At 53.5% G+C, this 21,246-nt stretch carries 12 protein-coding genes; all 12 read right to left on the bottom strand.

Going from position 1 to position 21,246, the window contains the following annotated elements; all coding sequences use genetic code 11:
- Positions 1-46: 46 nt before the first annotated feature.
- Positions 47-805, bottom strand: a complete 759-nt coding sequence (locus KUV52_RS09565; protein ID WP_222525713.1) for an META domain-containing protein — start codon at positions 803-805, stop codon at positions 47-49.
- 178 nt (positions 806-983) lie between these two features.
- Entirely contained in the window at positions 984-3,683 is a 2,700-nt protein-coding gene (locus tag KUV52_RS09560; RefSeq protein ID WP_222525712.1) for a TonB-dependent receptor, read from the bottom strand.
- A gap of 453 nt (positions 3,684-4,136) precedes the next feature.
- Positions 4,137-6,758 (bottom strand): TonB-dependent receptor plug domain-containing protein, encoded by a 2,622-nt coding sequence (locus KUV52_RS09555; RefSeq protein ID WP_222525711.1) that lies wholly within the window; start codon positions 6,756-6,758, stop codon positions 4,137-4,139.
- A 385-nt stretch (positions 6,759-7,143) separates the two neighbouring features.
- On the bottom strand, positions 7,144-8,958 hold the full coding sequence (locus tag KUV52_RS09550; protein WP_222525710.1) for a DUF885 domain-containing protein: 1,815 nt from the start codon (positions 8,956-8,958) through the stop codon (positions 7,144-7,146).
- Between the two features lie 63 nt (positions 8,959-9,021).
- On the bottom strand, positions 9,022-10,278 hold the full coding sequence (locus tag KUV52_RS09545; RefSeq protein ID WP_222525709.1) for a tetratricopeptide repeat protein: 1,257 nt from the start codon (positions 10,276-10,278) through the stop codon (positions 9,022-9,024).
- A gap of 14 nt (positions 10,279-10,292) precedes the next feature.
- Complete coding sequence (locus tag KUV52_RS09540) at positions 10,293-10,913, bottom strand: energy transducer TonB (RefSeq protein ID WP_222525708.1); 621 nt, start codon at positions 10,911-10,913, stop codon at positions 10,293-10,295.
- Position 10,914: 1 nt separating this feature from the next.
- The gene (locus KUV52_RS09535) at positions 10,915-11,319 is read right to left on the bottom strand and encodes an ExbD/TolR family protein (RefSeq protein WP_222205769.1); all 405 of its coding nucleotides are present in this window, start codon (positions 11,317-11,319) and stop codon (positions 10,915-10,917) included.
- Between the two features lie 12 nt (positions 11,320-11,331).
- Positions 11,332-11,856 (bottom strand): MotA/TolQ/ExbB proton channel family protein, encoded by a 525-nt coding sequence (locus tag KUV52_RS09530; protein WP_222525707.1) that lies wholly within the window; start codon positions 11,854-11,856, stop codon positions 11,332-11,334.
- A 2-nt stretch (positions 11,857-11,858) separates the two neighbouring features.
- A complete protein-coding gene (locus tag KUV52_RS09525) occupies positions 11,859-13,217 on the bottom strand; it encodes a MotA/TolQ/ExbB proton channel family protein (RefSeq protein WP_222525706.1) in 1,359 nt (452 codons plus the stop codon).
- Complete coding sequence (locus KUV52_RS09520; RefSeq protein ID WP_409996476.1) at positions 13,217-13,951, bottom strand: DUF3450 domain-containing protein; 735 nt, start codon at positions 13,949-13,951, stop codon at positions 13,217-13,219. The genes KUV52_RS09525 and KUV52_RS09520 overlap by 1 nt, the downstream gene beginning before the upstream one ends.
- A gap of 724 nt (positions 13,952-14,675) precedes the next feature.
- Positions 14,676-17,543, bottom strand: a complete 2,868-nt coding sequence (locus tag KUV52_RS09515; protein ID WP_222525704.1) for a TonB-dependent receptor domain-containing protein — start codon at positions 17,541-17,543, stop codon at positions 14,676-14,678.
- Positions 17,544-18,124: 581 nt separating this feature from the next.
- Entirely contained in the window at positions 18,125-20,992 is a 2,868-nt protein-coding gene (locus KUV52_RS09510; RefSeq protein ID WP_222525703.1) for a TonB-dependent receptor domain-containing protein, read from the bottom strand.
- Positions 20,993-21,246: the final 254 nt, after the last annotated feature.

Here is a 21,246-nt window from a genome sequence, read left to right as displayed (position 1 = left end):
AAAAAACGCCCCGAGAGTCGGGGCGTTTTTCGTTACAAGTCCGTCATTACTGAGGCTGACGGGAGAACTCCATCAGCAGAGTATCCCCTTTCCACCACTGCAGTTTGCCGTCCTGTTCAACGGTACGGTCCGCTTCAGCAAAGTGGTTCATCATCTTCTGCTCCTGACGGGCCAAGTTATCCGGGCAAGCCACCAGAGTCATGCCCGCCTGCTGCAGCCACAGTGCATCGCCCGCCGGGGTCACGGACGCGAAGAATTGGTTGCAGCCGCTGTTACCGTTGGCGCGGCCCTCGTCCATATCCAGTACCAGGTATGGAGAACGACCATCGTACAAACCCTGGATGCTCTCAACACCCGCCAGTTTGTCCAGTGACCAGGTGCCACTCCAGGCGGCGTATTGATTGGCAGGAACCGCGCGGAAAGCTTCCAGCACCACATCATCGCCTGCCAGGATCTGCAGTCGACCATGCTCAATGCGATAGCCGTTGGCACCCGTCATCGCCTGGTTGTACTGCTGCTCCATCTCAGCAACCGGCGGCGGGCAGGCCATTCGGGTGCTCATCTGGGGACCGAAAGGTTCGCCCTCTTGCGGCCAGTTGCCGTTGATCTGGTTACAGCCAAAGTTGGTGTTCAGGCGCTCTTCCTGAATGGTCAGCATCGGTTTCGCCTGCTGCGGACCGGTCATCACCGCTTCGCCATTGATACGACCAATCTGCCACTGTCCCTCATAAGGGGACGGGCTCTTCTCGGTCGCGGCACAGCCGGCCAGCACCAGCGCCACGGAAGCCAGAGCAATGGGTTTCATAGAGTTTCCCCTGTCATTTGAGAAGGCTAAAGAAAATAGCCTAGCAGCTTCATGCCGCCAATAGATGCAGCTGACCGGTGAAACGGTGCAAAGATTGAGAGTTGGATCACACAGAGAGGCATAAAAAAAGCCCCGCCAGGGAGAGCGGGGCTTATTCAGACTGATTGGAGGTTACGGTTTAGAAGGACTGTTCAATCTTGAAGAACAGGGTACGACCCAGTACGTCGTACAGACCAGTATCTACGTCACGGTAAGCAACAAAGCCGTCGTAGATGCCAGGTGCTTCCTTATCAAACACGTTGTTCAGACCCAGGGTCACTTTGCCGTTCCAGTTGTGGGCATAGGAGACCTGTACGTTGTGCTTCACGTAGCTCGGAATATCGGCATAGTAAGTAACGCCGTACTCTTCGTTACCGGAATCCTGCGGGCCAGTGTAGTAGGTCGCCCAAGCAGCGCCCCAACCGTTGTAGGCCCAGTTCAGGTTCAGGTTACCCTTCAATTCCGGATAGCCCTGCAGACCCGCGTAATCGAAAGGATCTTCACCCTCTGCGGTCAGGTATACGAACTCGCGAACGTAGGACAGTTCACCGCTCAGACCAATGTCACCAAAGCCAGTTTCCAGCGCGTAGGACGCTTTGAAGTCAAAACCGGAAGTGTCCAGGCTTGCCATGTTCTGGTCAAAGCTGTAAATCACATCGATTTTGCCATCGGGTTTACGTACAACCAGGTCAGAACCGCCGTTATCCAACTCATCCTTCAGGATGCGCTCAATACTCAGAGAAGAGATACGGTTTTCCAGAGTGATGTCGTAGTAGGACGCTTCAAAGGCCAGAGAGTCAGTGATGTTCCAAACCAGACCAGCAGTCAGGGATTCACCCTCTTCCGGCTGCAGATCCGGGTTACCACCAAACCACGCTTTGTGCTGCTGTTCCGGACGGCAGTAGTTGTCGTCCAGGCCCGGGTTCTCTTCACACCAGCTGATGTCCAGTGCTTTCTCGAAGCTCAGAGATTGAGTAGAGAACATCTCGCCCATATTGGGCGCACGGAAGGACTGACCCCAGCTGGCACGCAGCAACAGCGGGTCAACCGGACGCCAGGCCAGGCCCACCATCGGGTTTACCTTGTCGAACTTACCACTTACTACATTGCCACCAACGTCACCGCTCTGATCGTACTCGTCGTAACGCAGTGCAGCATTCACATCCAGGTTAAAGGGCAGAGTGGCCTGCAGCTCCATGAATACGGAGGTACGGTCACGGTCAGCGTTTACGTCATCACCGCCGGAACCACCGGATACTTTACCGGAGGCGGACTGCGGATCGGACTTCTGAATGAACTCGATCATCTCGTACTCGGCACCCACAACACCGGCAACAGTTACACTGCCGTTGTCAAACAGAGTGGTGGAAACCAAGCCATCAAATTGAGTAGAGGTGAACTCACCCTGGTACAGACCGGTGTGAGCTGCCTGACCGTAGAAATCGGTCATCATGGCATCCCACTCAGCGCCACTCATGCCAGAAGTGTTGAAGATGTCGTAATCACCAGAATCGATCAGGCTTTGTACGATGTCGTCATTCACCAGGTTGTAGTTAAAGGAGTTGGTGGTGGAGGTGCTGTGCTGAGCATTAATTTCCCAGTCCAGACCATTGCCGATATCAACATAACCTACCAGTCCACCAAGGAAGTCAAAGCTGGAAACTTCAGTGCGGTTATCGCGATCACCGATCTGGACGGAGCGCATACGAACTTCTGCGATCTCCTGGCCAACCGGGTTCATCGGGTTGTCGGCAGACATGGTCGGTACGTTGGTGGATACCGGAGTACCTGCAAAACGGGAGTCCGTTTTACTGAATGCGGCACTTGCGCGACCACGGAACTGAATGTCGTCGGTGATCTCGTAGTTGAAGTTGGACAGGATGGAGTTCTGAGTCTTATCACCAAACAGCTTGGTTACTTCACCATAGCTGTAGAAACAGCGGTCAGCAGAGCCAGGCAGGGTGTTATCGATCTCACCACACAACTCAGCATTGGAGTACCAGGCGTAAACCGGGATGGGGTTGCCATCGGCATCCAGCTTCAGGCTGCCATCATCGTTCTTAACAAACTCACCGGTTTCATACTTGGCATTGGGAACGGCACTGTAAGACGAGTAATCGCCATAGGTCGGATCGTCGAGTTTCCACACGTCACGATCGAATACCGCTTTGCTGTCGTAGTACTCGTAGGTCAGGGTGATATTGCCCTTGTCGCTGGTGTAGCCAGAAGTCACGGTGAAACGGTTCAGTTCGCCGCCTTCTACATCAGGCTGTTCAGTGTCAAAGGTAAAGTTCAGACCTTCGTAGTCTTTCTTGGTGATGATGTTGATTACACCGGCTACTGCGTCAGAACCGTATACCGCTGAGGCACCGTCACGCAGGATCTCAATGCGCTCTACGATGGCCATGGGGATACGGGAAGTATCCGCAGAGGCGCCGGAGCTGGAGCTGGTGCCCGGCATACGACGACCATCCAGCAGTACCAGGGTGTAGTCGGAACCCAGACCACGCATGTTTACGCTGCTGGACGCTGAACCGCCGGAACCGTAACCGGACATACCACGCCAGGAACCGAAGCTGTTTACAGAGCTGTTGTTCAGTACGTCAGCAACAGTGGCCTCACCGGACAGCTGAATGTCAGCTGCGGTGATCACGGTCACCGGAGAGGAGGTTTCGATATCAACTTGCTTGATACGGGAACCGGTTACCGCAATGCGTTCAACATCGTCGTTCGCTTCTTCCGCAACAGCAACATTGGTACCAACCAGTGCGATAGAGCCCAGAGTAGTGGCGAGTAATCCCTGGCGTACTGCCTTGGATACAGATGATTCCATAGCCATTATAATATTCTCCCTTCGTGCCTGTATTACCCGGGGCTGGCATCCACAGACCGCAACCATTTATTTATTTTGTGCCCCATCAGCATCACAAAATGCTTACACACAGATACTCCCCCCCGCACCAAGGTTATGTCAACTAAGTTATTGTTTTTACGATGTTAAGTTTGTTTAATTATTGTTAACCTGATAGATATTCAAGGTGTCTATCGCTTTGTAAACTGGCGCCAATTCCCATATTGGCCGCTAATTTATCGACAGAATTTCATTAACACTATCGCAACACCACTTGCTTATTTTTTCTTCAAAAATACGGTTGGCGAAAAATTAAGGCAGTTCGGTTATAAATTGCGCCAATCCCGCGATCTCCCACCCCAGTTCAGCCCCAAAAAGAAGATCATTTTGAAGAAATAAAAAAAGGCAGCCGAAGCTGCCTTTTTTGCGGTTGGGATTTACTTAGAACTGATAGGTGAACTTGGTGTAAACGTAGCGACCCATCACGTCATAGACCTCAGGAGTGGTCCAGACGTCCTTGTAGCTCGGGTGGTATTTCGGGGTTTCATCAAACAGGTTGTTGATACCCAAAGTCAGGTTGAAACCTTCGCTAAAGCGGTACAGGTAGGACACGTTGTGGTACCAGGCGGCCGCCACTTCAAACTGCGGGTCCACCAGATCCACCATCTCGCCCACTTGGCGCAACTGGTAGTTGAAGGTCCAATCCTGGGCATTCACCATCAACTGAACATTCTGACGCCACTCAGCGTAACCACCGTTCATACCGCTGATGGTGCCGGTGTAGTCGATGCCATCCTGCTTGAAGTTCAACAGGCGAGTTACGTCCCAGTTCAGGGTCCAGTCGTGACCACCGTATTCCCACGCATAGCGGAAGTTGGCGTCTACCCCATCAGTTTCCTGGTAGCCGGCGTTCACCAGCGGTGCGTAGAAGGTCTCAATCTCACCGGTCACGCTGCTGCGGCTGATGTTCAGCGCTTCACACGCATTCATATCACCCTGCTTGTAACACGCATCCAGGTAAGCCTGACGATCGATACGGGTGATGGCGTTGGTGACCTCAAAGCGCCAGTAATCGACGGTCATGGAGAAACCATCAGCGTAGGCCGGGCTGTACACGAAGCCCGCTGTGAAGGTGTCCGCTTCCTCCGGCTTGAGATCCGGATCCGTGGTCCAGGTTACCTCCATCTGGGAGTCTTCCTGGGTGAACTCCTTGGCCTGGCTCGGGTCATCCCAGCCAATGGTGCGGCACTGGGTGGCCAGGGTGCTGTTACCGCTGTAGTCCACGCCGGAGCAAGGGTCAGTCAGGTAGTCGAAGGAGCCCACATTACCACCGTACAGCTCAGACACGCTGGGCGCACGGAACGCGGTAGAGGCCACACCACGCAGCATCAACTCGTCGTTGACGCGCCAGGTCAGACCCAGCTTCCAGGTGGTATCGGAACCGAAGGTGCTGTAATCGAACCAACGAACGGCAGCTTCCATGGTGACTTCGTCAGCGAAGCGCAGGCCAGACAGCAGCGGTACAGAGAATTCGGCGTACAGTTGAGTGGTGTCGTAGTCACCCTGAGTCGGGTCTTGCTGAGACTGGGAAGATTCACCGGCCTGGGTGATCGGGTCCGGAGTGAACCAGCCCTCTTCTTTGCGGTACTCAGCGCCGGTTGCAAAGGCAACGGAACCGGCCGGCAGCTCAAACAGCTCGCCAGAGAGGTTGGCAGCAAACACGTGCATCTCGTTACCGCCTTCGGAGCGGTCGTCATACATCACGTCGTTCAGGATATCCTGGCTCAGCGGCTCACCAGACAGCCAGGCTTCCGGGTTGTCGTAGATGGACTGCTCAACACGGGAGGTAATGGCCAGGTTACGGGCCCAGCTGGTGGCTTCGTTGCGACCGAAGGTGTAGGAGATGTCCCAATCGTAGCCATTGCCGATATCCAGGTAGCCTTCCAGACCCGCTACCACGCGGTAGGTATCGGTAGTCTGATCGAAAGTACGCGGGCCAGCTTCAGTCATACGGCGCTTGTAAACGGCGGTCTCAGCCCCATCCCACGGACCACTGCCCAGTTGAGCGGTATCCAGATAAAGGCCGGTGATCGGTGCCGGTGCCATCTGCTGATTGGAGTCACGACGGGTATACATCGCTTCCACAAACACATTGGTGTCAGTCAGCACTTCGTACTTGAAGTTACCGTTCAGGCTGTAACGCTCCATCGGCGTGGAGAGGTAGCTGTAGGGGACGTAGTTGAAGTACTCATCCTGCTTCGACCAGCTGCCATCAGCATTCGGCGTGTGGTAGCCATCACCCCAGTTGAGCGAGCCGCCAGGAATGGTGGAGCTCCAGCCGCCACAATCACCCCACGGGCCACAGTTGGACCAGAAACGGTCGTCCTGATAAACCTCGCCCCGGTTTACGTATGAGGCGCCGAGTACCAGGTTACCGCGATCGAAGTTGGTTCCCCACAGGGCGCTCAACTCACCGGTTTCACCGTCGCCCTTGTCGGACATGCCAAATTGACCATCCAATTGGAAGCCTTCAAAGTCGGTCTTGGTGATGATGTTGATCACACCGGCCACGGCATCGGAACCGTACACCGCAGACGCACCATCCTTCAGAACCTCAATGCGTTCGATGATGGATACCGGGATGGTGTTGAGATCCACAGAGGCATCGGCACCGGTGCCGGAAACCACCATCCGGCGACCATTCACCAGCACCAGGGTACGTTCAGCCCCCATGCCGCGCAGGTCAACACGAGCCGCACCACGACCACCGTTGTTGGTCGCAGAGCCAACCGCAGCGCCCGCGGAGGCGGTGCTTTCCTGCAGGATCTGTTCTACTGAAGTGTAAGAGCCCGCTTCGATGCGATCAGCGCCAATGACATTTACCGGAGAGGCCGTCTCCATGTCGGCGCGCTTAATGCGTGAACCGGTTACCGAAATACGCTCAACATTCTGAGCCGTATCGGTCTCTTCTGCGAAGGTGGGTGTGGCGATGGCGGCACCAGCGATGGTGCTTGTGATTAATGCAGCGCGAACAGAGCGCGCAACGGTAGATGGGTACTGCATCCTAACTCCCTCGAGACATTATTCTTATAGTCTTCCTCACCACCCCCCTAAGGCTCTGCTGGCCCATGATGTTGTGGGGGTGATACGGCTAGGATACTGAGTTATCGCCTTTTTATGGTCAATGGCTATACCTTTATAACCATGTTGCATATAGGTAGCCTGGATTAAATGGCGAGGTTACGGTCGCTTCCGATTCAATTCGAACTTGGTCCAAAACGAGGCTCACTGTTGGATCCCACTGGCTGTTAAGGAAAACTGCAGCACAAATCTCTGGCCTAAACCGTTAACAAATCCTCCGTCCCAATCCCCACTTTCGTGACCTGCATCACACTTTGTCCAAAATAAAGGGAGCCATCAGGCTCCCTTCGTCTTCTCTATCAGTGCCTTATGCTTGAGCGTCGATCCAGTGGCGGATCTTCTCCTGCAGCACCGCCATTGGCAGCGAACCTGAAGTCAGCACTTGATTGTGGAAGGCGCGCAAATCAAAACGCTCTCCCAGTGCCGCTTCCGCTTCTGCACGCAACGCCAGAATGGTGAGCTGACCAACTTTGTAGGACAGTGCCTGGCCGGGAATGGCCATATAGCGCTCGACTTCCGCAGTGACATCGGACTCCGCCATCGGACTGTTATCCAGCATGTACTGGATCGCCTGCTCACGAGTCCACCCCTTGGCATGCAGACCCGTATCGACCACCAGTCGCATTGCCCGAAGCATTTCGTCAGACAACTTACCAAAGTACTGATAGGGGTCGCTGAAGAGGCCCATCTCAATGCCCAGTTGTTCCGCGTACAGCGCCCACCCCTCCTCAAAGGCGGTGTAACCGCCGAAGCGCTGGAAGCTGGCAACCCCGTCAAGCTCCTGCTTGATGGCAATCTGGAAATGGTGGCCTGGCGCCGCTTCATGCAGGGAAAGGGTGGTCATCCCCCACTTCGGCTGCGCCTTGAGGTTATAGGTATTGATGTAAAACACCCCGGGGCGCGAACCATCCGGTGCAGGCGCGTCATAGCTGGCCCCCGCTGCGGATCGCTCACGGAACGGCTCTACCGCTTTCACCACGTAATCCGCCTTGGGCATCACATCGAAGTACTTGGGCAGTACCGCGTTGATCTCATCCTTCAGGCCCATATAGCCATCGATCAGACCCTGCTTATCGGTAAAGAAGAACTGCTCATCGCTGCCCAAATACTCAAAGAACGCAGCCAGGTCGCCCTTAAAACCCACCTGTTCCCGAACACCGTCCATCTCGTCCAGAATGCGGGCGACTTCGCTCAGGCCCAGTTGGTGGATCTCCTCAACCGGCATGGTGGTGGTGGTGTGCATATTGGCCAGGTGCTGATACCAGGCTTTTCCATTGGGCAGCGCACCCCAGCCATGTGTCCCCCGGGCTTTATTCAGATAGGTGTTCTGAAAATACCCATGAAGCTCAACCAGCGCAGGATAGAGGGTATCGGTCAAAGCCAGTTCGTAACGCTCTGTCAGCGCCTCCGCTTCAGTCTCTGAAAGACCTTCGGGCAACGTTGCTAGCGGTCCATAGAAGGGACTTTCTGCCAACGGTGTATCCAATTGCGCCTGAAGCTGGGGAATGATGCGCTGAACCAGTACTCGAGGCAGAACAACATTCGACTCACTGCCCTCTTCCATCCGGGCTATCGCACTGCTTATCCACCCAGCAAAATCGTTAATCCGGCCAATGAAGTTGTCATAATCCTCAACCGTGTTAAACGGCTGAGCACTCTCGCCGCTGCCCAGTTGAACAAAGCTGATAACACGGCTGTAGAACTGGTTCATCGGCAGGAAGCGGCTGGGATAAGTCTCGTCGACCAGAGCCATCTCCAGTTCATACCTGAGCACCTGCGCACTCAGGCGATCCTCATCATTCAATTGGTCCCAATCCAGGGCCATAAGACGCTTGAGATAACGGGTGTTCAGCTCATGACGCGCCTTGAGGTAATCGTCAGCCAGGTTATTGGCCAGCTGGTCGTTATATCGGTGTTCGCCAACGTAGGTCGCCATCACAGGATTCAGGGCGATGAGATCCTGAAAATACTGCTCAGCAAGCGCCTGGTACTGCTCAGAAACGCTCACCGCGGCGACCTGTGATTCACTGGGCTTGGTCTCTTCGCTTGGCGCTGATGCGGGGGAACAACCCACCAATCCCAGGGCAGTGACGACTGCCAGGGCGGAGAGTGTGGTTTTCATTCTTAGTCTCCTGGGTACAAAAAAGCCCCGACCAGCGGGGCTGTATCGGGGCTTTTATTTGGCTTACAGCTCGACTTTCTTCCGCTGGGCAGTTTCCTGAATGTAAGACACCCAACCCTTAGCGGTGTTAGCGGTCTTATCATCCTTGGAGGCCGCCTGGGCAGCGCGGTATGCCGGAGCATACTCTTCCAGATAGAAGTGAGCCTGAGCGAGCAGCATCTGAGCTTCACCGGCGCTCTTCAGACCCTCAGCATCCAGCGCTTTACGCGCTGCCACCTTGGCTTCTTTAAAGCGTTCGCTTTCCATCAACAGACCCGCCTGACGCATGTAGTAGCGCGACTTGTCAGTCATCGCTGCCACTTCGCCATAGTAGGTGATCGCTTTGTCGATCTCCTTGGCCTGGTGATAGGTGTTGGCGAGCATGGACAGAGAGGCTTCGTCCTTCTCCACAATACCTTCACTCAGATATTTTTCCTGAATTTGGGCAGAGCGGAACGGGATCTCATTCTGAGCGTAGAGCTGAGCCAGCATCTTGTACTCAGAAGGCTTCTCCAGGTAGCCATTACGATAAGCCACATCCATGGTGTACAGGGAGCGCTTGTAATCCTCACTCAACATGTACATCTGGGCCAGCTGAATCCACAGACGTTTGTCATCCGGGAACAGACGCACCATATCCTCTACAACCTTGGCAGCTTTCTTGTACTGCTTGGTTTCGTAGTAGGAGCCCATCTTAAGGGTGTAAGGACCCTTATTGGGAGTGCTCTGAGTCGCGATGGCCTTGTCAGCCAACGCCAGTACCTTATCGTGACGCTTCAACTCGAAGTTCGCGGTGGCCATACGCAGGTAGACGTTAGTGTCTTCCTTACAGGTAAAGGCCATCCACTGATCGTAGTACTTCAGAGACTGCTCGAACTTACGCTCCTGAATGCTCAGGTCAGCCATCAGTCGCAGAGCCGCGGCCTGGTCAGTACCACCAAGCTGGTCGATATCGATCGCCACCTTGAGGTGCTTCATGGCAGTTGCGGTCTGCCCATCTTTACCGGCATACAGGTTACCGATAAAGCGGGAAACGTAGGCCTTATCGAAGTCGTTGTTGGTACTGATTTCCAACAGTACCGCCAGCGCTTCGTCTACCTGATCAGTGCTGTACAGTTCGTACGCCTTCTGGATCTTCTTACCGACCCGCTCGGAGACCACACGGGTCTTACGAGTGTCGATGGCACACTTCTCAGCGGCCAGGGCCGGTGCTGGCGTGGTAATCACGCCAGCTGCAATGCTCAGCAATAAAGCAGGCAGCAATTTGCTATTTTTACGCATTTTGACCTCCTGCCTTAACCGTTGGCTTTATCCAGAGTGAAGTCCAATCGAACGGTCTGGCCAGGCTGTTTCACCGGCTTGCCGTCAACGATCTTCGGCTTGTACTTCCACTTGCGCAGGGCGCGGCGGGCTTCCTGGTCGAACAGGCGGCGAGGCTCAGCCTCTATTACCTGAACATCGTCCACTCCACCCATCTCGTTGATGGTAAAGCTCAGGATTACGTATCCCTCTTTGCCATCACGAGCGGCCTTAATGGGGTAGCGCGGCTCAATACGGACGATTGGCGTTGCGTCCCCGTCCCGGGCCATGGCTGCACTGGGGTCACCCAGACCTGCACTCATGTCACCCAGATCTACGCTCGGAACGTTAATGGACACGCTGTCAGAGACATCATTGGTGTCCGGTTGCATCTCCACCGGCTTCGGCGGCTGCTGAGGCGGCTTCGGCGGCTTCGGCTTAGGTCGGTCACGGTTCTGCGCTTTGGCATCCTGACGTTCCATAACGATCTCAATCGGCGGCGTTTTGAACTGGTTGTCGGCGCGTTTAGCCCCGCCGCCAACCAGAAATGCCATGAAAGAGAACAAGGCGAAGGTCACCGCAGCACCAATCAACAGGGCTAACAGTGCTCTCAACATATCAATCGTTCTCCGCGGACACCGAGATCTTATCAATACCGGCAGCCTTAACCTGATCCATCACCTTCACAACAATGCCGTGCTTAGCTTGCTGGTCAGCCTGAATCATAACCTGGGCTTCCGGAGACTCAGCCAACATACGCTCTACGTTGGCGCGTACACGTTGAATATCAACCTCACGCTTCTCCATGTAGACAATGCCAGCCTCGTTAATGGCGATAAAAATGTTCGCCGAGGGTTTTTTGCTCGCCTGCTGTGCCTTAGGACGGTTCACCTCGATGCCGGATTCCTTCACGAACGAGGTCGTTACGATGAAGAAAATCAACATGATGAACACGATGTCCAGCATCGGGGTCATATCGACCTGGGCTTCTTCAGCGGCGCTGTAATGCTTCTTACGTGCCATAGAAAACTCTCTTTAGTGATGAGGCAGACTATCTACCAATTGCTCCTGGGACATCTTCAGCTTCGCAGTTAGGCGAGTACTGAAGAATACGCCAGAGAGGGCCGCTACCATGCCCGACATGGTCGGGATGGTGGCCATGGAGATACCACCAGCCATCAAGCGGGGGTTACCGGTGCCCTGAACGGCCATTACCTCAAACACTGCGATCATGCCGGTAACGGTACCGAGCAGACCCAACATCGGGCAGATGGCGACCAGGGTGTTGATCAACCCCATACGCGCATTTAATTGTTCTTTGGCCTGGGAGATCCACGCTTCACGAATGCGATGGGCATACCAGGAGGTTGTGTCCTCGCGAGCGTCCCAGCGAGCGATGATCTCTTTGCGCATCTTCGGAAAAACGAAGCTGACAAAGAAGTAACGCTCAAGCATGAGTACCCACATCAGGAACAACGCACCCGCCACCAACCAGAGGACGTCGCCCCCGGTGGCCATGAAGTCCCTGACAGATTCCCAGAGTTCTACCAGGTAAAGCATAATTACTTGCCTCGCTGTTCAGCGTGAGTCGCAATGATGCCCGCACTTTGTTCTTCGATTACTTCAACCACAGACTTGGCGCGGCCAGCTACCAGAGCATGCATCAGCAGCAGAGGCAGAGCAGCAACCAGACCCAGTACAGTGGTTACAAGCGCCATGGAGATACCGCCAGCCATGATCTTCGGATCACCGGTTCCGAACAGGGTGATGTTCTGGAAGGTTTCGATCATACCGGTAACGGTACCCAACAGACCCAGCATCGGAGAGATAGCGGCCATCACCTTAATCATGTTAACGCCGGACTCAATGCGCGGAGTTTCCTTAAGGATGGCTTCGTCGATCTTGAGCTCAAGCGTCTCAACATCCACGTTCTTGTTTTCCTGATAGGTCTTCAGAATACGGCCCAGAGCGTTGTTACCCGGGTTGTCCACGTTCTTAACCTGAGCGCGGATCTTCGCAGACTCCAGAGTCAGAGTGATGATCTTGTAGAGGGAGATCAGAACACCCAGGCCCAGCAGACCGGCGATGATGTAACCCACGGTACCACCTTGGTGGAACTGCTCTTCCAGAGTCGCTTTCTGGGTGTAAACCGCCAGCAGAGCGCCACGGGACGGGTCGACGAACAGCGGAGTTTGACCGGCAGAAGAACCGGAGTACTGACCAACAGTGCGTACCTTGAAGCCTTCAGGCTGCTTGGCCAGACGCTGGATGGTGCCAGTCTCGGTGTTGTAGGTCAGGTACTCTTTGGCATCCAGCAGAGTGAAGTTACCAACACGGGTAACCGCCTGCTCAGATACGTTGCCATTCGGGTCGATAACTTCAGCGTTGAACTTAACCACCTTGCCGGACTGAGTCATTTCAGTCTGCAGGGCGATCCACAGCTCTTCCAGCTCCTTGATGGTCGGCAGCTCTTTGGCAGAGGCAAGCTCGGCCATAAAGTCGTCACGACCCGGGAACTGGGCGCTGACCAGAGACGCGTTCAGCTGACCGGACATGTCGCCGGACACCTGACGTACCACACCGAACATTTCACCCAGGTCACCGGTAGCGGTGGCCAGGTCACGGCTCAGGCGGTCGATCTCTTGGTCGTTGTTGGTAAAGCTGGTTGCCAGGTCTTCACCGCGCTGCTTTTCAGCAGCCAGTGCGGCCTTGGCGTCACGCAACAGTTTCTGTTTATCGGCACGCTCGGCAACAAACTCAGCTTCACGCTGCTTGTTGATGCGAGCTTCGGACTGACGAGACTGCTTGATCTGGTTCAGCAGCTGATCGAGAGTCTGTGCCGGAGTTTGCTCGGCGGCCATGGGGGCGGCTGAGAAAGTCAGTGCGGCTGCAACAAAGGCAGTAGAGATGATCTTTTTCATTATTCTGCACTCTCCGCGGCTTGAACAGGCAATTTCAGCAGGTCAGGGGCAGCCTGGCGGCGGGCCATCTTGATGGCGTTGGATACCGGACGCAGCATGTCATCGCTCAGAGCGTGCCATTCACGTGCATTGTTATCCCATGCCCAGGCGTTCTTCTGGTCCAGAGACTGAGCCACGAAGACCACACGGCCGAGGTGGAAGAAATCCACGGTCAGCTCTTTGCCGTCGATGTTCAGCTTACCTTCGTAAGCGTTCATCTTGTTGCCGTATTCGTTTTCGATCAGGTAGGCATCCAGCACCAGACGATATTTCTCAGCGGTGGATACGTTGGAATCACCCATTACCTCTTTCAGGCGTTCAACACGGGCCTGACGCTCTTCCAGCTGGAAAGGCACGTCCAGGGCCACGAACTGATCAAGGGTGTTGATCATGCGAGTCATCAGCGGCACAACGCCCTGTTTGGTGCGCTCAATGCCATTGATCTGCTGTTGCAGAGAGGCCATACGGGCTTCCTGGTCAGCAACCAGAGAAGCTACGTAATCGTTGTAGGACTTAAGGGTATCGGTTTCATCAACCACCAGACGGTACTCATAGAGATCGTCCTGAGCCTGGTCGTAGAGTTTGTTGATCTTCTGCTGAGACTTCGCAGCCTCATCCTGAATTTGCTTGTCAGCACTCTGGATCGCAGCCAGCGGATCCGCCGCCACAGCCATACCGCTAACTGCCAGTGTCATAGCACCGACCAACGCAGAGGCGAGTTTGGTTCTTTTCATCACGGACATAGTTCCCAACCAGTCTTGTTGTGAGTTTACGGCTTCAAACACTTTCCACTGTGTTCACCCAGCGTTGCGCTGAAGCCAGTTCCGTCTAATTAGTGTTGTTATCCATAGACCCCACCTATCCCCACGATAGGCGGGTGCATCCGCATCTTTCCACAGCGCCCGGAGTTGTGTCAACCTTGTTACCGCCCCGCTTCGAGGGCTTTGAACGCCATTACAATAGGACCACGTTCGAAGAACATTCACTTGCGAGAGCGTGACGGGAAGCACAAAACCCCTCAAGTTTGCGTTAGATACCAAAATCTCCGGGCCCTTACCCCCATTGACAACATATTTACCCAGAGACCGAGGAATGGGCAGAACAAAAACCCAACCCTTGACTTTGGCGTGGATAATGTTGGCGAACGACGAGGGCTATGAATGTTTGGTAATAGGTCTCACCTTGTAGATCCGTTCATTCCGGCTGGTAACCGCCTCAATCTCGCCATCACTGGGTCATTTGAAACAAGGTACGGCAACACCCACTCTCTGGATTGGATTCCGCTGTTAACGCCCAAGTCCGTTAAGCCCCTTGCAAGAGAACATAGGATATCAATTGGTGATTTTTTGCTCTGCTGTTGATATTTAGAAGCCAAAAAAAGGCGCCCTACCGAGCGCCTTTTGAATCGAGTGTTCAAGTTTAGAACGTCTGACTGATGCGAACGAAGTAGCTGCGACCAAACAAGCGGTAGGTACTTTCGTCAGTGTTACCGTTGAAGGCTGGCTCGATATAGGGAGGCAGTTCATCCGTAAGGTTGGTAATACCAACACTCAGCTTGGTTTGAGTCGCAAACTGATAGTTTGCAGTGATGTCATGGTAAACCACGGCATCCACTTCATACTGATGATTGCCTGCAGCGGGGTTCTTCTCGTCATATGGAGTCGTACCCCAATACAGCAAATCTTCGTAGGTCAAACCGGAGATATAGTTTGCGGCATACTGGACATTGAGGTCTTCCCAGCTGTAGCGAGCGATAAAGTTGATCTTGTCCTCTGCATAGCTGGTGTCTTCGTTAAACCGGCCAGTCACATCTTCCATCTCGAAAGTGAAAGTGGATTCGTCGTAGGTCTGGTTCTCCCGCTCAAGGAAGTGAGTCCACTGCAGATTAAACGCAAACTCGCCCTGCAGCGCTTCAAAGCGGTAATTCGCATCCAAGTCGATGCCCTTTGCCGTCATGCGAGAGAGGTTGACGGTACGTGCATCCACTCGAACAATTTCCCCAGCAGCATCGCGAAGCACGTTTTCGCATAACTCGGCCACACCGCCCTTATAGCACCCGTTCAAGCTTGACTTAGCACTGACCGAATCCAGTACGTCATCGATCTCTACAGACCAGTAATCAACGGTAAAGTCGAGACCTTCAACAAACTCCGGCGAATAAGCCACACCAATGGTCAACGTATCCCCTTGCTCTGGCTGCAGATCCGGGTTACCACCTGCGGCAGCCAGTTGTTGGCTGTCATTGTTATTGGTGCCACCAGACGGAACACCATCTGCCATACAGAAGCCTTGCTGCTCCGCATTCAGTTCAGCCCAGTTGGATGCACGGCAAGGATCTGTAGCTGACGGGAACGAGTCCACACCTGGGCCGTAAAGATTACGGATTGTAGGCGCGCGGAACACTGTACCGTAAGTACTGCGCAGCAGCAGACCGTAGCCAGCATTCCACTCGAAACCAGTTTGATAGGTGAAGGCACCACCAAAGGTGCTGTAATCATCGAAGCGCAAGCCAACGGGAATCTCTACACGTTCGGCAAACGGCAGGTCACTCAGCACCGGCACACGCATCTCAGCAAAGTACGAAGTGACCTCATATTCACCATTGGTACCCTTCGATTTGTTTCCGGTCACTTCCCCCATAAACTTGCTGGAATCCACCTGAGATTCCAGCGCTTCAGTCCTGTGCTCCAGACCGAATGCAGCGCTTACGGTCCCGGCGGGCAGGTCGACCAAATCACCAGTCATAAATGCAGTAAACTGCTGTAGCGTGTAATTGCTTGAATCAACCAAAGGCGCTGTCACATAGTCCAGCATCTCTTGAGTGACCGAACCTGCTCCACCGAACAGGTTCAAGGAAACACAATCAGCTATTGGGGCTTCGGGGGTGCCACAAACAATGTTGCCATCGTCGTCCATAAACGAGGGTCCCATGGCTTTCGCCAGATTAGGACCAAACAACTGACCAAAGTCGTTGTCAGTGCTCTGGCTATAGCCGTAGTTGTAACTCAGATCATAGGTCCAGGTTTCAAAGACCTCGCCTTTTATTCCCAGTACCTGTTGGAAACGCAGTATATCCTGCTCAAAGCTACGGCCCCCTTCCAACATACGGCGGCGGGAACGAACAACGTCTTCGCCAAACGGGTTGTAGTAGTTATCCTTTGAGATTCCATTAAAGGGGGTGCCATCAGGGAGTTGACCGGAGTAACCCGGATCATTGCGAGTATCATAAGGCACCGCTGCCAGTTCCTGGCGAGATTCCCGCTTATTGATACGTGTCTCACTGTAGATGGAGGTGGTGTCGTTTAGATCAAAGCCGCCTTCAAGGAATACATTCAGTTTTTGGTATGGGGTCTGAATATAGTTAACCGGCGCATAGTTGTAGGTATCATTATTCGCGCCGCCACCGACAAACGGACGCATATCACCGAGGGTAGCTATACCTCCGTTACAGGTATCATTGGTCCATTGGGAACCATCGGACAAATAGTAGTTACCGCAAGGCGTTGAGCCGGACCCAACTTCAATGACGTTAGCATTGTTGCCCTGGCCAATCAGGCCATTCTGCCAGAAGGACAGTTCCGCTTCCTTTCCCCAGACCTGCCAGGGGTACTGGAAGAAGTCCACCTTATCCACATCCCCCTGATAAACCGCACTCATGTCGACGTAATCAACACCAACCAGAAAGTTTCCGCTTTCGAATGCCTTACCTGCGACAATGCTGAAACTGGTTTCCTGATATTCACCTACATCAAAAGCACCTTTGTATTGAGCATTAATCTCTACGCCTTCGAAATCTTTACGAGTGATGATGTTAACCACCCCAGCAACAGCATCAGCACCATATACGGCAGAGGCGCCATCTTTCAGAATATCGATTCGTTCAATCATGGAAGCAGGAATACTTTGGAAGTCGCTGCTTACGGGTCTTCGGCCATTAACCAATACCAAAGTACGGGAGGAACCCAGGCCACGCAGTTCAATGAATGTCCCGCCATTCCCGCCATTGTTCGTTGTGGTCATAGCCGGAGAACCGGACATTACGACACTCTGTTGCAGAAACTGGCCAACGTCCTGAATGCCTTGAACATTGATATCTTCCGCCGTAATGGTGGTAATCGGTGCGGCAGTTTCCAGGTCAGTCCGTGTAATGCGGGAACCGGTTACCGCAATCCGCTCTACCTCATCCCCTTCCGCCGCTTGGGCGATCGGCATATTCCAAGCGGCTGCAGTCGCACCGGCAATCAGCGCAAAACGAACCGCTTTTGAAATCACATTACTGTTGTGCATCGTATTCTCCCTGAATACTTGTTTTTGATTCTTTTCAGTCTTCCCGACCACAATCCTGAGAAGGAGACTCGATTGAATGGAACCAATCGACGATTAACGATGCAATCAAAAGCAACCTCACCATTCAACATTGCCCAGGGAGTAGGAAACAATGCCGATACAATTAGGCGAGATATCGAATCAAATCCATTCAAGACAAAGAGGGTGATTAGCGGTAAGGTTCAAAGTCAACAATATTTAATTCAATGTAATATTAATTAACCAAACATTAGATTTATTGTTCGTGGCGAATGGTTCGCCTGGCCTTCACCCTCGCTTTAATGCAATGAATGTTTCATCAATGCTCCCGGAATTAATACCAAAAACAGCACCGCCACAAAATTTAACAAAACACTTCCCCTTCCGGATGCATCGTATCGTTGATGAAGTTGTTGTTATCAATCCTTATCTACATTTAGCATATGGGCTGGATACCAAGTCAAAAACACTCTGACCTTTCCTATAAGAGCGCTTATATAAAACAAGCAATAAAAAAAGACGCCCGAAGGCGTCTTTTTATTAGGTGCTTTTAACTGCAGTTATCAGAACTTCTGAGTCAGACGAACAAAGTAGCTGCGGCCGAACAGGCGGTAGGTACTCTCGTCGGTGTTACCGTTGAATGCCGGCTCGATGTAAGGAGGCAGTTCATCAGTAAAGTTGGTGATACCAACACTCAGTTTGGTTTGAGTCGGGAACATGTAGTTTGCAGTGATATCGTGGTAAATCACGGAATCCACTTTGTACTGGTGGTTACCGGCATCCGGGTTGTTCGGATCATTCGGAGTAGTACCCCAGTACAGCAGATCCTCGTAAGTCAGACCGGAGATGTAGTTCGCTGCATACTGAATGTTGAGGTCTTCCCAGCTGTAGCGAGCGATAAAGTTGATCTTATCTTCCGCATAGCTGGTGTCGTTGTCGAATCGACCAGTAACGTCTTCCATTTCGAAGGTAAACGTACCGTCGTTATAGGTCTGATTCTCACGCTCGAGGAAGTGAGTCCACTGCAGGTTGAAGGAGAATTCGCCCTGCAATGCTTCGAAGCGGTAGTTTGCATCGAAGTCGATACCCTTCGCAGTCATGCGAGACAGGTTGGTCAGACGCTCATCAACACGAGTGATTTCACCGGCATCGTCACGAGCTACGTTTCGACACAGCTCACCTACACCACCCAGGTAACAACCGTTCAGGCTGTCCTTGGCGTCGATGGAGGAGATAACGCCGTCAATTTCAACAGCCCAGTAGTCAACGGTAAAGTCCAGACCTTCAGCAAACTCCGGAGAGTATGCAACACCGATGGTGAAGGTATCACCCTCTTCAGGCTGCAGATCCGGGTTACCACCAGCGGAAGCCAGCTGCTGAGAATCGTTGTTGTTGGTACCGCCAGTCGGTACGCCATCGGCCATACAGAAGCCTTGCTGCTCTGCAGTCAGAGCGGCCCAGTTGGACGCACGGCACGGATCAGTTGCAGACGGGAAGGAGTCAACACCCGGACCATACAGAGAGCCGATGCCAGGGGCGCGGAATACGGTGCCGTAGGTGCTACGCAGCAACAGACCGTAACCGGCGTTCCACTCCAGACCAGCCTGGTAGGTGAACTCGCCACCGAAGGTGCTGTAATCGTCGTAACGCAGACCTACCGGTACTTCTACGCGCTCAGCAAACGGCAGGTCAGCCAGCAGCGGAACACGGAATTCAGCAAAGTAGGAGGTTACGTCGTACTCACCGTTGGTGCCCTTGGACTTGTTACCGGTTACTTCACCCATGAACTTACCGGAATCAACCTGGGCTTCCGCTTCCTCTTTACGGTATTCGATACCGAAGGAGGAGCCTACAACACCAGCAGGCAGTTCAAACAGGTCGCCGGAAACGTAGCCGGTGATCTGCTGCAGGGTGTAGTTGCTGGAATCAACCAGAGGTGCAGTGATGTAGTCCAGCATCTCCTTGGTCACGGAGCCAGCGCCACCGAACAGGTTCAGGGACACACAGTCAGCGATGGGGGCATCCGGAGTGCCACAAACTACGTTGCCGGCATCATCCATAAAGGAGGGACCCATGGCCTTGGCCAGGTTCGGACCATACAGCTGACCGAAGTCGTTCTCAGTGATCTGGCTGTAGCCGTAGTTGTAGCTCAGGTCATAAGTCCAGCTTTCGGAGATCTCACCGGTGATACCCAGAACCTGTTGGAAACGCAGTACATCCTGCTCGAAGCTACGACCGCCTTCCAGCATACGACGGCGAGAACGCACGATGTCTTCACCGAACGGGTTGTAGTAGTTATCAGCGGAGATGCCGTTAAACGGAGTGCCGTCAGGCAGCAGACCGGAGTAACCGGGATCGAAGCGAGTATCGTAAGGTACGGCAGCCAGTTCCTGACGAGATTCACGCTTGTTGATGCGAGTCTCGGTGTACATGGAAGTGGTGTCGTTCAGATCGAAACGACCCTCAACGAATACGTTGAGCTTCTGGTACGGAGTCTGGATGTAGTTTACCGGAGCGTAGTTGTAGGTGTCGTTGTTCGGACCACCGCCAACAAACGGACGCATATCACCGATGTCCGCAATGCCACCGTCACAGGTGTCGTTGGTCCACTGGGAACCGTCAGCCAGGTAGTAGTTACCACACGGAGTAGAGCCAGAGCCTACTTCGATAACGTTGGCATTGTCGCCGGTACCGATCAGGCCATTCTTCCAGAAGGACTCTTCAGCAGCGGTACCCCAAACCTGCCAGGGGTACTGGAAGAAGTCGACTTTGTCGACATCGCCCTGATACACAGGCTCCATGTCTACGTAGTCAACACCTACTACGATGTTACCGCTCTCGAAAGCCTTACCGGCTACGATGCTCAAGCTGGTTTCCTGGTACTCACTAACGTCGAAAGCGCCTTTGTACTGAGCGTTGATCTCAACACCTTCGAAGTCTTTACGAGTGATGATGTTCACTACACCAGCAACGGCGTCAGCACCGTAGGTGGCGGAGGCACCATCTTTCAGGATGTCGATGCGCTCAATCATAGAGGCGGGGATAGTCTGGAAATCAGAGCTAACCGGACGACGGCCGTTAACCAGAACCAGAGTACGGGAAGAACCCAGGCCACGCAGTTCGATGAAGGTTCCGCCGTTACCACCGTTGTTGGTGGTGGTCATAGCCGGAGAGCCGGACATTACCGCGCTCTGTTGCAGGAACTGGCCTACATCCTGAATACCTTGGACATTGATGTCCTCGGCAGTGATGGTGGTGATCGGTGACGCGGTTTCGAGATCGGTACGGGTAATACGAGAACCGGTAACTTCAATACGTTCTACTTCATCACCTTCTGCGGCAACCGCTACCGGAGCAGTCCAAGCTGCAGTGGTAGCGCCAGCAATCAGTGCAAAGCGAACAGCTTTAGACACAACGCTGTTGTTATGCATGTGTTTTCTCCCTGGACACATCAGTGTGTTTATTGTTTTTCCTGCCTCCCCGACTGCTTCCCTGAGAAGGAGGTGATAGCGGGCTCAGCCCAATCTGTCAGCACTGATGTAATCAGAATAAAAACACCTAATCAACCCTTTATTTACATTAAGGTCACATCAAATCGGAACTTTTGTATACAAATGGGGTCCCCCACAACGCATCAGTCCTACCGTCTCGCAACGATAGGGAAGATGATTGTTTGGCCCAAACG

It is taken from the genome of Ferrimonas balearica, assembly GCF_019802055.1.
In the GTDB taxonomy this organism is placed as follows: Bacteria; Pseudomonadota; Gammaproteobacteria; order Enterobacterales; family Shewanellaceae; genus Ferrimonas; species Ferrimonas balearica_A.
This window is presented reverse-complemented; position numbering and strand designations above follow the sequence as displayed.

Bases quoted from the DNA above. Each gene is read 5' to 3' on its own strand.
- KUV52_RS09565 (WP_222525713.1), bottom strand. From the start codon at position 805: ATGAAACCCATTGCTCTGGCTTCCGTGGCGCTGGTGCTGGCCGGCTGT.
- KUV52_RS09560 (WP_222525712.1), bottom strand. From the start codon at position 3,683: ATGGCTATGGAATCATCTGTATCCAAGGCAGTACGCCAGGGATTACTC.
- KUV52_RS09555 (WP_222525711.1), bottom strand. From the start codon at position 6,758: ATGCAGTACCCATCTACCGTTGCGCGCTCTGTTCGCGCTGCATTAATC.
- KUV52_RS09550 (WP_222525710.1), bottom strand. From the start codon at position 8,958: ATGAAAACCACACTCTCCGCCCTGGCAGTCGTCACTGCCCTGGGATTG.
- KUV52_RS09545 (WP_222525709.1), bottom strand. From the start codon at position 10,278: ATGCGTAAAAATAGCAAATTGCTGCCTGCTTTATTGCTGAGCATTGCA.
- KUV52_RS09540 (WP_222525708.1), bottom strand. From the start codon at position 10,913: ATGTTGAGAGCACTGTTAGCCCTGTTGATTGGTGCTGCGGTGACCTTC.
- KUV52_RS09535 (WP_222205769.1), bottom strand. From the start codon at position 11,319: ATGGCACGTAAGAAGCATTACAGCGCCGCTGAAGAAGCCCAGGTCGAT.
- KUV52_RS09530 (WP_222525707.1), bottom strand. From the start codon at position 11,856: ATGCTTTACCTGGTAGAACTCTGGGAATCTGTCAGGGACTTCATGGCC.
- KUV52_RS09525 (WP_222525706.1), bottom strand. From the start codon at position 13,217: ATGAAAAAGATCATCTCTACTGCCTTTGTTGCAGCCGCACTGACTTTC.
- KUV52_RS09520 (WP_409996476.1), bottom strand. From the start codon at position 13,951: ATGACACTGGCAGTTAGCGGTATGGCTGTGGCGGCGGATCCGCTGGCT.
- KUV52_RS09515 (WP_222525704.1), bottom strand. From the start codon at position 17,543: ATGCACAACAGTAATGTGATTTCAAAAGCGGTTCGTTTTGCGCTGATT.
- KUV52_RS09510 (WP_222525703.1), bottom strand. From the start codon at position 20,992: ATGCATAACAACAGCGTTGTGTCTAAAGCTGTTCGCTTTGCACTGATT.